Below are 12940 nucleotides of genomic sequence, written 5' to 3' on the forward strand. Positions count from 1 at the left end.
GGTGCCCCGAGGGGGCTTCGAATTAAGCAGCTATCTTGTTGATTTAAAGGGCTATTAATTTTTACGTTTGATTAGTGTGTACTCAAAAGGGTACTCAATTCAGGTCTGCTGGAAGGTAATCCTCGGGGGAAACGAGCGGAGAAAGAACCTAAGGATTCGAAATCTCGCGCAGGGCAGTAGCGTACTCTGTGGGCTCCTATCGGATAGCCGGTCGTTCCAGGAGCTCAGCATGCCTACTGCAAAAGCAAAGTTCAACGGGTATGGAAGTCATCCAGGCAGCCCTCAGGAGTTTTCTCGCAGACTGAAGCGCACATTGGCGAAGCTTCACAGGCTGGAGTTCGGCGGCGCAGCTGATCAATTTGCCGACGAATTGCTTTCTGCGGCAAGAGTTGGCCCCGAAGATATATTTTGGCATAAATTCGACGTTTCCAAATCTGAAGCTTATGCGGAGCTTCGGAAGGTCAGCGAGGTGTTAAAGGACGCGTCTAGTAAGCTCCGGACCCTTTCCCCTATGGTCGAAAATTTCCTGGATGCAGAGGCTGATCCGTTAGGGTGTGCAGAAAAAATTGAGGAGATGCTTGGTTTCATCAGCGCTGTGAATCCTGAAGAATTTCCTAAAGGACTTCGTCATGCGCAGGTGCAACATAGTGCACTTGTCGAGATGGCTGCGAGAGTTCTCAACATTCTTGAAAATTATGATGTTTCGACTGCTACTCGCGTGAACTCACTCCCGGGAGCCCCGAGTCTCGTTATAACGATTCTCGAAGCAATTGGAGCTGACATTCGCCTCGTGCGTGCCGAGACCACTTGGCGCGACATTATCACTGAAGCAAATACCACCCGTATTCAGTCGCAGCCACCCAAAAAATAGGGGGGCTATCGCTGATGCAGCCTTGATGTGCTTACAGGAAAGTAAGAGCCACCCCGGGAGGCCCCGGGCTTTCCTAGGAGCGCAGCATGATCAAGCCTACTCAAACGCCGCTGACTATTATTCGTCGAAATCAGGTCCAGGCTCGCACCGGTCTTTCACGATCGACAATCTACGCCCGCATTTCCCAGGGGACTTTTCCCAAACCAATTTGCCTCGGGGCACGAGCAGTTGGATGGATTGAAAGCGAACTTGATGAATGGCTTTCTTCTCAAGTTGCCAATAGCCGGCAAGACAGCTGAGGGCCGGGTCATGAATAAGAGCGAACGCAGTTCGGAAACTTTTTTACTTAATCGTGTTGGGCAGATCCAAACGGCACTCAATTGCGACGACGTATATGGCAGTGACCGGTTGATTGAGATAGCGGAGGCGATAATTACAGTCGGATACGATGGGCTTCGGCTAGTAACACAGGGGGCTGAGTTAAGACCGGACGGCAAATTAATACTCGCTTTCGAATACGATGATCAGACACCTGAGGGACGCCTCATCAGTTTCCTCTATAAACTTGCACTCCAGGGTAAATCATTACAATCGTTTACGGTTGAAGCTTCATTGGATGGGCTAAAGCGTGCTTATTTCGCACTGAACCTTGACTCTCCCGCATTTACTGGGGGAAGGAGCTCATGAGGGCCTCAACGCCATTGTTTGACTACAGTTTATTGCCAGAGTATTTGATGTCGCTGCCTCGATGGATAGGCTTTAATCTGATTCATCGGCCGGGCGGTAAGACTGACAAAATTCCAATCGACCCTAGGACCGGTAAAGGCTCCAGATGGCAAAGTCCTACAAGTCAACTGACATTTGAAGTTGCACATGCATTATATATTGATAGAGCGCTTTGTGATGGCTTGGGATTTGTGCTGATGCCTGAGGACCACCTGACCTTTGTCGATTTGGATAACGTAAATGAAAGTGAAGACCGAAAATTAACTGCTCTTGAAATAGCGAGGCGATTAGGAACGTGGGGGGAGTTTTCCCAAAGTGGCAAAGGGGCTCACTTTTTTGTAAAAGGTACCGTACAGTCTTCTTGGAACAAAAGCCGAGAAAACGGTACAGAGGCCTATTCGCACGGGCGGTTTGTAGCAGTGACAGGGCGACGAATTCCTCAAGCGCCACTCTTCGTTGCTGAGAATCAAGCGGGATTGGATTGGTTCTACAGATCGTTTAGCGGTAAGCAAGGCGACGTGCCTGTGAATAATAATCGGATAAGTCTTCCATCCAGTTTGCTGAGCTCCGCGATTACAGATGTCAGAACAATCCCAACTAGAAACGAGATCGATAGCCCATCGGCTCTTGCTCGCGTGTATTCTGCACTTGAGGCGGTTACCTGCGATACCTATGAAAACTGGCTACATGTAGGAATGTCACTTCATAGCACTCACTGGTTGTCGGCTAAAGACATGTGGGATGAATGGAGCAAGAGAAGTAAAAAATACGATCTATCTGTGCAGCATCAGAAATGGAGCAGTTTTAGCCTCCCAGAGGGGCCGACTCTGACGTTGGGGTCGCTCTTCCATTTGGCAAAACAAAATGGCTGGTCAGAGCCTGTAAATCAGAAATATGTTGATGATTTCAATGCGGAGTATTTTGTGGCTGCGTTCGGAGGGCGGGTCAGTGTTTTTCGAGAACGCTACGACTCCATTCTCCAGCGTGACCACCTTGATGCGCTCAGCGAGCGGGAGTTCATCTTGCTGCATGCGAATGAGTTTGTAACGTCAGGTCAGGATAAGGAACCACGTCAAGCTGCTCGTCTTTGGCTGCATCACCCTCAGCGGCGCGAGTACAGAGACATTATCTTTGCCCCTGGCAGTGCCGCGCCGAAGGACACTTATAACCTTTGGAAGGGGTTTGCGGTCCGCCCCGTTGAGGGAAGTTGGTCGCTCTTGCGAGATCACATTCGAGAGGTGATCTGTGGTGGCGTCGCTGAATATGGGCGCTACCTTGAGGGTTGGTTGGCCTTTGCGGTGCAGCGTCCGGGCGAACCTGCCGGGGTCTCGGTTGTTTTACGAGGAGGGAAGGGGACAGGCAAAGGAACCTTTGGAAATGCCCTGCTTCGACTATTTGGCCGTCATGGATTGCACATCACCAATGGCCAACATCTAACTGGGCATTTCAATCAGCACCTGCGTAATTGTGTGTTTCTTTTTGCCGACGAAGCATTTTATGCCGGCGACCGTAAAGGTGAGGCTGTATTGAAGGGGTTGATTACTGAGCCTAGTTTGATGGTTGAGGCTAAAGGTCGCGACGCGGTGCAGGCAAAAAATTGTTTGCATGTATTGATGGCGTCGAATGCAGATTGGGCTGTACCTGTTTCCCACGACGAACGTCGGTTTTTCTTGTTGGATGTGCTAGATATTAGGCGCCAAGATATAAGTTATTTCGCCGCCTTAAATCAACAGCTCGAGACTGGTGGTTACGAGGCGATGCTATTCGATTTGCTTTGTTATGACCTGACCGACTTCGATATCCGTCGACCACCCGTAACTCGAAGTTTATATGATCAGAAGCTTGTTTCTCTTGATTTGCCTGCACAGTGGTTATTCGAGCGACTGAGGGAGGGGCGTTTGCGTGCTTGCGATATGGAATGGGTTTCCCAACAAGTTAAGCAACATTTGGTAAATGATTTTACAGATTTTTGTCGTCAGGTAGGCCGGGATCGTTTCAACGCACATGCTACATCGACAAGGCTGGGGGTTGCGCTCAAAAAAATCCTGCGCGAAAAGCTATTGGATGCGAGACCGACAATTAACGGTCGTCGCGAATGGTGCTGGCAGTTTCCGGTTTTGGATGAATGCCGCCAGCAGTTTGATAAATATCTATCTGGGCATTAACGTTCAATTATCTTTGCCCATGCTGCCTGACCTTTTTGACGAATGTTAACCAGATCACCAAGTGTGGTAAGTCATTACAGGGTGAAAGATTAATAAGTTAGACAGGTTGGACAGGTTGGACCAGCTTAATGATTTCAGTGCTCTTGCGTGTCCAACTAGTAATCTCAGATAGATACCGGTTGGACAACCGCCCCTAACCACCAGCGATTTGAGGATGAAACCTGTGGCCGATGCTTATATCCGGGATCTACAGCGGAAAGTTGAGCTTCAGAAACCAGCAGTTGTTGCGCCTGTAAGCCTAGCAGAGCGGATTTTTTGTTGGCACTCAAGCCTTTCAGAGTTTTTGCGTATCAGGCCTTTTTCAATGAAGGAGCTGGAGCAGGTTACTGCGAGCCAAGGACGGTTCATCAGTCCAGTACTGATCCAGCTAGGGTGGTCAAGGAAACGAAAGTGGGATTCGCAGGGGAGCTACCATCGCTACTGGGTTCCTCCAATGTACACGCCTATCAAGGCTTGTGTAGTGGTCTAATGAAACCGGACACCCATAAGGTTTTTTCACAATGACAGAGGCTGTCTAACGTCGATCCCTGCGCTTCGGACGACAGCTTTTGGGGTACCGGATATCGGAAAAAGGCCGCAGTGACCGATTGCACATTGACATCACGGGGGGCGCGCGCCGAAACTCAAAAATAACCCCCAAAATGATAAGGATATCTCGTAATGAAAAAGCGTTCTTTTCTGGTTCCTCTGGCTACTCTGGCCGCAGCCATAGCCACAGAACAAGCTTCAGCGATAGCTACCCATGAGGTTGTCGAGCCCAGTACCGACGCCACGAACACGTTCCAGGCCGATGCCCAAGTCGAAGACCTTTTGGTACGCAGTGGCAATGAACAATTCGCCTTTGTTCTCAAACGCGGGGACCAAGGTCAGATGATGGCTTACCACAGTTCTCACAGTTCTCATGCCTCTCACGTTTCTCATGCCTCCCATACCTCGGGCTCCTAATGGCGCTTTCAGATACGCTCGTCTTTGACGAGCGGCTTTATGACGTGCAGGTTCTGCAAAAAGCCGCTTATCGTTCAATCAATTCACTGACGGTTGATATCACATCAACAGGGGGGCAATTTATCTGCGCCTTATCCTCGAATATTGGTGTTGACGAGCCTTCCTTTCTGTTTGCTATCCAAGAGTTCAAGAAGGACGTACTTGACTACCAGCTACGCCACCGGCTGAACGCAGAGACGCAGCCGATCAAGAACCTGATCCTTGGGCTGGCTTTTTCAAAAACCGGGCTGACTAGTGAGTAAATTCCAGAAGCTGGAGTTCTACGCGCAGCAACACACCTATGAGTTGCTGCCCTTCAAATTTGACCGCCTGAATGACGATGAGTACGTCATCACCAACATGGCCGGTGAGTTTCACGTCATACCGGCGCCGATGCTTGAGCCGATCATAAGCAAGACGCTCGCGCTCTCATCAGAACTGATCGCTAAGCTGCGGTCCAAACAGTTCATTCGCTTCACCAACGAGGAGGCGCCACTTCAGCTTCTGGCACTCAAGATTCGCACGCGGCTATCCAGGCTGGCCCAGTTCACCAATCTGCATATCTTTGTGGTGACCCTTCGCTGCGATCATAGCTGCCCATATTGTCAGGTGTCGAGGCAGTCGGAGAGCAAAGGCGAATTCGACATGACCACGGAAATGGCAGACAAGTCGTTGGATTTCGTTTTCAGGTCTCCGAATCCAGCCATCAAAATTGAGTTTCAGGGTGGCGAGCCGCTGCTGAACTTTGAGATGGTGAAGCACGTCGTTCTTGAGGCAAAAAAACGTAACCTCAAGGAAGGGCGTGATCTGCGGTTCGTCATTGCGACCACACTATCGCTACTGACCAATGACATGCTCGATTTCTGTAAGCAGCACAGCATTGTGCTTTCATCTTCTCTCGATGGGCCAATGGATTTGCATAATGAAAATCGCCCACGGCCAGGCCGAGATAGCCACCAGCGTTTTGAGGAGGGCTTGAAGAAAGCCCGTGCGGCCCTCGGCTATGACCAAGTGTCAGCCTTGATGACAACCACAGATAAGAGCCTGCCACGAGCACGTGACATCATTGATGAGTACTTGCGCTTGGGCTTTGATGGCATCTTCCTGCGCACGCTTTCCCCTTACGGTTTTGCAATCAAGACCAAAAAATTCATGTCGTATGACACGGAGCGCTGGCTGGAATTTTACAAGGAAGGTCTTGAGTACATCATTGAGCTAAACAAGTCGGGCATACGATTTGTAGAGCAGTATTCTGCGATCGTGCTGACAAAAATGCTGACATCAGGGGACCCCGGGTTTGTTGATTTAATGAACCCTGCCGGTGCTGGTATCGCAGCCATCGTGTTCAACTACGACGGATCGGTATACGCCTCAGATGAAAGCCGTATGCTTGCCGAAATGGGTGATCATACGTTCCGGCTGGGCAGCATTCTTGAGCATTCATATGAGGAGATCATCCTCTCGGATCAGCTTCTGGATGCACTGGAAAACTCCTTCACTTTAAGTGCCCCCATGTGTTCTGACTGCGCATTCGAACCCTACTGTGGTGCCGAACCTGTCTACCATCACGCAATACACAAGGATGTGGTGGCAAGAAAACCTGAGTCGGCTTTCTGCAAGCGGAATATGTCGATCTTCAAACACCTCATTGAATTGATGGGAGGCGATGAGCAAACGAAACGGATTTTTATGGGGTGGGCCAACCGATGCTGAAACTCGGCGGAAAGATTATCCGTATACATGCTGTTGACGTTGAAAAAGCTATCACCCTGGCCAAAGTATCGACCAGTCGGAATCTGCCTGGAGTTTTGCGACGAGAAATGGCTTACCTGGTTTCCGATGACCAGATACCCCACGGATTCGCGCACTATCTGCTTGCTGATAAACATCGGCATCTGGTTGATGCGCTCCCTTCCAATTCCGACTTCTCAATTCTACCGGAGGACTACAGCTATATTGGTGATGGCGATGTTATCCGGCTTTCAGCGGATCGTGAGAGCATACGAGTGTTGTTTCGCGCATCGTCGCCGCACAACAGTATCCTGGTCACAGAGCAGTGTAATCATTACTGCCTCATGTGTTCCCAACCGCCGAAAGCAGCTGATGACTCATGGATACTCGACGAAATCGAGAGCCTGATTCCGCTGATTCCAAAAGATACCCGCGAGCTGGTGTTTACTGGGGGCGAGCCTACGACCAATCGGGAGCGCTTCCTTAAGATCATCAGCCTCACAAAAAGTTACCTGCCAAGAACCGCAATCCACATTCTCTCGAATGGGCGCAGTTTCAAAGACCCAGCGTTCGCTGAACGGTATGCGCAGATTGAATTGTCTGACGCGATGATCGGAATCCCTGTCTATTCAGAAGATCCGACACTACATGACTACATCGTCCAGGCCCGAGGCGCATTCGATGAAACCATACAGGGCATTCTCAATCTGAAGCGCTTGGGTCAGAAGGTTGAGATCCGAGTGGTCATTCACAAGCTGTCGGTGCAACGCTTGCCAGAGCTGTGTGAGTTCATCGCACGCAACCTACTGTTTGTTGACCATGTGGCGCTGATGGGCCTTGAGATGATGGGCTTTACTAGGGCCAATCTTGATGGGCTGTGGATCGACCCAATCGAATACAAAGACATACTCAGCAAATCCGTTGGCATCCTCGCCAAATACGGAATGAATATCTCGGTCTACAACCATCAACTCTGCCTGGTGAACTCAGATATTTATCCCTACTACCGCAAGTCAATCAGTGACTGGAAGAATGAATATGCCGTCGAGTGCGAGGCATGTACTCGCAAGTCGGACTGCGGAGGATTTTTTTCGTCAGGGATCAAGCATGGCTACAGCAAGAGTCTAATACCTTTTTGTTGATCTACGTTAAAGGTCGGCATCAAGATTATTCTGTGAATTGTTGCGCAGTGGAGTCAGTTTAAATTATAGAAAAATACAGTCGACATAAAAAGCCAATATCCAATGATCCGTCAAGTTTTTTGGCGAGAGTGATATCAGGGCTGAATTTACCTGAAGGGTCTCTTGCCCTTGATTTGGGGTGCGGCTATGGTCGTAATTCCGCACTATTATCAAGGCACTTCGCGAATGTAATAGCCGCTGATGTTTCTTGTAAAAGTTTCAGCGACTTATGGTATTTAGATTGTGAAAATATACACCCGGTGATCCTTGATTGCGGGAAATTACTCCCGTTTTTAAACAATACATTCTCAGCTGTCATAGTCGTGCATTTATATTATGAAGATTTAATTGTCAACTTGATTGATGTAATCCAGCCGGGCGGTTTTTTTGTTTATGAAAGCATTGCTGGCAATGGCGAAAACTGGCGAGAGCTGAGTCTTTCCGGAGAAGTAAAAAGGCTTTTGGAAAAGCAGTTCATTATTAAGTATTACTTAGAGCGATCTGTAGGCCCTGATAAAAAAAATGCCACTGTGAAAGTGGTTGCCCAAAAGAAAAAACCTGAATCGCTCGCAGCTTTATAGGCGCTTCTGATCGTCGGCTTCGGGTTCAGGCTGTGTGAAAACGCCGAAGGTTGCGAAATGTGAGCACGGGCTCCTGGCGTCGATGTAGAAAACCCAATTTGACGTTGTTACACACTCTGGGCAGATTGTGGTCTGTTACGAATGACTCCAATTGGCCCGGGCTGTGTGAAAAATGTAGCTACTGACCGAAAACTGACCCAAGTGCTCAACTGCTTTAATTCAGCTTTGGAACAAGAGGACACGGGGCACATAAAATTTTCTTTCAGCAACCCACCTTAGATCAAATTGCAATCGGCAGGGTGGGTCAGTTGTCAATTAGCGCAGCCCCCTCACCACAGACAGTAATCGGCCAACAGCAGACGCTCGTTGAGGGACGAGGTTGGCTATTCCACAACCAGGTATTGGTCTACGCCAACGGAATACTTGTATGGCACGCCACCTGTAATTAGAAATTCCTTCGCCGGCGGATCTATACCGTTAAGGGCGAGAAAGTGTATGAGGTAAATACCCGGATTTTCGAGGTTCTGTACGAACGTGATCTCGTAGCTCTCACCTGCTCCAACATTCACGAATCTTAGTGGTGCGCGATTAAGGGTTCCCGCATAGCGACCCGAAAGGAGATTGATCGGTTTCTGGTAGATCGGCTTCCCCTCAGCGAAGGTGACGGGTACCAGCGTCAAAGCATCATTGTCCAGGGTAACCTTACTTTCCTTGTTGCCAAGGTTGGAAAGAATCACCTTGACCTGAAGCAAGTTCTGCCCATCCGCGAGTGGCTGAACCGTCGATTCGACCTTTGCTTGGATATGCGGTTTCTGCGTGGTCTTCTGGTCCAGTTCCTTAAGTGTGTATTCTGTGACCTCCTTTTCCTTTTTCACATACACGGTGGAGTAATAGCCCCACACCGCGACGACGATCGCAGCGATGACCGTAGTAGCTTGGGCGAGGATCTGAACTCCGAGATGGACTTTTTCGATTTTGCTGAGTGAACTATCTGACATTTGTGTCTCACTGTTGAAATTGGCGGGGTATTATTATTTTAGATAGCAGGGCAAGACTCTCGACCTACAAAAGTCCTCTATTAAGTTCGACTATTATGCCCCGTATTTACCGGAAGCTATCGGCCGAGTTTGTGTAAGAACGGGTTAGAGAAATTTTGACGTTCAGAGTCGAAACGAAAATCGCGTCCCTACGCAAATTTCAGATCCGCTGAGCTGCAAATCACTAGCAGACATTAAAACTGAGCCTGAATTTTTACACAGCCTGGGCCAATTGCTGTACTTGAGAAGTATCTGCGGAACCAGGGCGATCCATGCGGCCACGCTCGCAAGAACTTGCAATTTATATTCCATCAGAAACGGGAGTTTTTTTTCAGGATTTCCCTAGGCTGACTTTACAATTTCACGGGTCAAAGATAGCGATCTTAGGGAGCAATGGAGTAAAAAATCAACGTAGCCCCTTTTAACCCAACATGCGTTTATATCACCACCGATAGATCTGGAAATAATCTATTGGTGGTGCACACAGAAATCTTGTTACTGATTGGAATTACTCATATTTCCGGTCGGCGGTCCGGATGCTCCGCGTCAAAGCCTTGTTTGGGATGGGCTGGAAGCGGGTGGTCTTTCATGAGATTGGGGAAGCGTAAATTAGGGTTAGCATCCAGTTGCTTCCATAGGCCGGCATACAGCTCATGAAGCTTAGGATCTGGCTGATATCCAAAGTTATTTATGGGTTCAGGTTCAGACTCAAATACTCCGCTGAGATAGCTAAACCCAGTGGAACTACCTAACGATGCGGCACGCTGATAATAGAACAGCGCACGTGGTTTGTTTTTTCTAGCTGTATCATAAAAACTTGCGGTTTTTTCTATGGCGTCGGGATTATCCTGAGCGCCAGCACATCGGTAATAGCGCTCAGCCATGTCATCGTCCTGCTTATCCCTGGGGAGAGCAAAAGCGAAGTATTGGCCGATTTGAACCTGGGCCAATGGACTGCCTAATTGCGCTGCCTGGAACATATAAGAACTGGCCATCCGGTCCGACTTCAAAACCCCTTGACCATTTTCGGAAACCACGGCCCAGTTGTAATAACCCAGCGGGACTTTGAGCTTCACCATACGCTCGTAGAGATCGAGCATTTTATTGGTGTCTTGCTCAACGCCGGGTTGTCCTGGCCAGCCCGTGCGATAGAGTCCAGCTAGGTTGTGCATCGCCTTCCAATGATCTTTGGCGATGGCTTTTTCGTAGAGTCCGACGATGGTTTTCCAGTCTTTGACTCCTCGTACTTTCTCCAAGGCGCGGGCTTGTTGAAACCAGCGTTCAGCTTCAGCATCCAGCGGCGGGTTGTGGTCTTTTTCGTAGGCGCAGGTAAAGGTTGGATAGGCCATGGCCGGAGCTCCGCTCAACAAAAGTGAAAAAATGAGGGCACAAAAATAGATGGCTTTAGTCAATGGCTTTGGCATAAGGCGTCTCCACGTCCCAAAAACGCGTTAGATGGGCTATCAATGGCTCATTTTTGTTTTTATTTTCCCAGTTTTTATCCATCACATCGTTCCATTTTTTGAAGTTTTTAGTTGCATCACAGCGCCCCTTGTCATCGTTAAACGACTTACCGACATGCAACTTCCACAACTCCTCCCGCCAATGCTTGGCCAGCTCAGCATCCGGTGCAGCCAGTCCTAATTCAGAGTCGGTATGCAGACTGCGCGTGTTGATATTCGCCGAACTGAGCAGACTAAAGACATCGTCCACCACCAACAGTTTTGAGTGTACGTAGATTCCACGGAAAAACGCCTGCTCCCCTTCGGACAACGTGCTGCCCGGCTCGGGGCTACACGCCGTTAGCGTCGCGATGACGACCTTGAGACCCGGTAAATCCTTGAGGGTGTAAGGTTTTGGATCGTCACTGTCATCCGATTTCGGCTTGCTGAGTTCAGGAATATCTTTTGGTTTGAGGCCGCCCAGGCGCTCTTCTAACTCAGGCGTGACCCCTTTTTTCTCTAGCTCGGTAATATCGTTTTTCAGCCATCCGATTTGTTTGAGCTGATTCCTCTGCACGCCGGGATTGGGACTCAGGTTCTCGTTTAGAAAAGCTAAACGGCTGCGTTTTTGCAACATTTCCTCCACCAGCGTGCGCTGAGCCTGAGGCATCAGTTGCTCCTGCCCCAGTTCCTGCAAGGTGGCATAGGTGGTGCTGGAAAAGCCCTTGTCGTTCGGGTTGTTGGTGACCACGAACAAGTACAAATCTTTGTCTCTGCCTTTTGCGATATAAGCAGCCGCCAGCTCGCGCAACTGTTTGGCAAACGGAGGGTAACGAAAATACTGGTTTTCAAAATAGGCGTAGTTGCGCACGTTGCCTAAAGCCTTGTGGTACAGCTCCAGAATCGAGGTCTCTGCACCTTCTTGCGGTTGCGTACGGCAAATCTGCGCCATGGTTGAACCGGCGGCTTTGAAATTGTCCGGTTTGATGGCCTGGCGTTGATCGCGCAGGCCATCGGCAAACCATTTCTTGACCCAAAAGGTTTCCCGATCCCAGGCGGTGCTGAAGTTGTGGTTCAGGTCATGCAGGGCAGGGCCCTGTACTTTCATGGACAAATCCTGCCATGGACCGAAGCCTGGGCTACGCCGAGCGGCTTTGTCGTCATACAGGTGCGCGCTGGTATCCCAATAATTGCGATGCATGTTGTGCCCCATGACGAAGCCAACCGCGTTCGCAGTGTCTTCATAGTCCACTAACACCATCTTCTGGTGGTGGCTGGCAAACAGGGTCAACAGCAACATATGCGCAAAGTTGGTATCGGGTGCTTCCCCTTTCATCAATCGATAAAGGGTCGCTAGGCGTCCTTTTTCATTGCGCATCTGCGGTCCGCGTATGGCGGCATTCAGGGGTATTTCAGTGGAAAAGTCTCGGGTGCGGAACTCGACGTTCTGCATCCGCCCATCGTGGACGCGGCTGAACCACTCCCGCGTATATTCCTCCTCCTGCGGGGAATATTTTGGCGCCCCCGATCCTTTGAGTTTGTTGTAGCCTCCTTGCCCGTTCAGTTGTGCTTCGATGTCGGTCAGAATGTCCTGCAGCTCCTTTTCGCGCTTATCGTAGCGATAGCCGCTGGTGCCGTACTCAGGGATTTGCCCGGCGCGAAGTTTGGTCAATTCATGTTGGTGAATTGTGCGGCGATACTCCAGTTGCTGGCGAGCCTGCACAGAGCTATCAGACGCTGCGCTCCCTCTAGCCATACCCGACCCCGCAGCAGTGCCTCCCGAGCCCGCCAGACCATCGCCAATGATGGTGTTTTCAACAAAGTTGGCCAGCGGGTTCTTCCAGATCAGAACACGGGTCTTTACGCCATTGCGACCTCGAACATCCAGTAGCTCACCGATGCGATCGCTGCCGGGCTTGAAACGCATCGCCGGGTCGAATCCCCAGCTGATGATTTCGACACTCTTAGTCGCGGCCTGAATGGCATCGTAGACAGCACCAAACGCCTTATCACCGTTGATCAACGGGGTGATCTTGATGCCGGCTCGCGGTGGGTACATGGCTTTGGCCGCGAACCAGTCCATGGTCAAGGCAGTGGACTTGTGCTCTTTCGGCGTCAGCTGGATCACTTCTTTGCTGTAATCAGTCGTCATTCGATTGCTT

General features: G+C 49.9%; 11 protein-coding genes. 8 read left to right on the forward strand and 3 right to left on the reverse strand.

Features of this window, described 5'->3' with window-relative positions; genetic code table 11:
• Positions 1-229: 229 nt before the first annotated feature.
• From BK667_RS32445 to BK667_RS32485, 8 genes are all read left to right on the forward strand, one after another.
• Positions 230-871, forward strand: coding sequence for a hypothetical protein (locus tag BK667_RS32445; protein ID WP_123600046.1), 642 nt, complete (start codon positions 230-232; stop codon positions 869-871).
• Positions 872-957: 86 nt separating this feature from the next.
• On the forward strand, positions 958-1170 hold the full coding sequence (locus tag BK667_RS32450; protein WP_123600047.1) for a helix-turn-helix transcriptional regulator: 213 nt from the start codon (positions 958-960) through the stop codon (positions 1168-1170).
• Positions 1171-1554: 384 nt separating this feature from the next.
• Positions 1555-3762, forward strand: a complete 2208-nt coding sequence (locus tag BK667_RS32460) for a DUF5906 domain-containing protein (protein WP_123600049.1) — start codon at positions 1555-1557, stop codon at positions 3760-3762.
• 720 nt (positions 3763-4482) lie between these two features.
• Positions 4483-4767: a His-Xaa-Ser repeat protein HxsA2 gene (hxsA2, locus tag BK667_RS32465; protein ID WP_123600050.1), complete on the forward strand. Its 285-nt coding sequence runs from the start codon at positions 4483-4485 to the stop codon at positions 4765-4767.
• On the forward strand, positions 4767-5069 hold the full coding sequence (gene hxsD, locus BK667_RS32470) for a His-Xaa-Ser system protein HxsD (protein WP_123600051.1): 303 nt from the start codon (positions 4767-4769) through the stop codon (positions 5067-5069). The genes hxsA2 and hxsD overlap by 1 nt, the downstream gene beginning before the upstream one ends.
• Positions 5062-6519 carry a His-Xaa-Ser system radical SAM maturase HxsB gene (gene hxsB / locus BK667_RS32475; protein WP_123600052.1) on the forward strand — a complete coding sequence of 486 codons (1458 nt, stop codon included), beginning with the start codon at positions 5062-5064 and terminating at the stop codon, positions 6517-6519. Before hxsD ends, hxsB begins: the two co-directional genes overlap by 8 nt.
• Positions 6513-7679 (forward strand): His-Xaa-Ser system radical SAM maturase HxsC, encoded by a 1167-nt coding sequence (hxsC, locus tag BK667_RS32480; RefSeq protein ID WP_123600053.1) that lies wholly within the window; start codon positions 6513-6515, stop codon positions 7677-7679. Before hxsB ends, hxsC begins: the two co-directional genes overlap by 7 nt.
• Before the next feature lie 128 nt (positions 7680-7807).
• A complete protein-coding gene (locus tag BK667_RS32485; RefSeq protein ID WP_185058307.1) occupies positions 7808-8299 on the forward strand; it encodes a class I SAM-dependent methyltransferase in 492 nt (163 codons plus the stop codon).
• Between the two features lie 383 nt (positions 8300-8682).
• Here the strand turns inward: BK667_RS32485 and BK667_RS32490 are convergent, their stop codons facing one another.
• From BK667_RS32490 to BK667_RS32500, 3 genes are all read right to left on the reverse strand, one after another.
• Entirely contained in the window at positions 8683-9297 is a 615-nt protein-coding gene (locus BK667_RS32490) for a hypothetical protein (RefSeq protein WP_123600055.1), read from the reverse strand.
• A gap of 551 nt (positions 9298-9848) precedes the next feature.
• Positions 9849-10760, reverse strand: a complete 912-nt coding sequence (locus BK667_RS32495; RefSeq protein ID WP_123600056.1) for a tetratricopeptide repeat protein — start codon at positions 10758-10760, stop codon at positions 9849-9851.
• Positions 10741-12930 carry a phospholipase D-like domain-containing protein gene (locus BK667_RS32500; RefSeq protein ID WP_123600057.1) on the reverse strand — a complete coding sequence of 730 codons (2190 nt, stop codon included), beginning with the start codon at positions 12928-12930 and terminating at the stop codon, positions 10741-10743. Before BK667_RS32500 ends, BK667_RS32495 begins: the two co-directional genes overlap by 20 nt.
• Positions 12931-12940: the final 10 nt, after the last annotated feature.

Source organism: Pseudomonas frederiksbergensis (genome assembly GCF_003732705.1).
Taxonomy (GTDB): Bacteria; Pseudomonadota; Gammaproteobacteria; order Pseudomonadales; family Pseudomonadaceae; genus Aquipseudomonas; species Aquipseudomonas frederiksbergensis_F.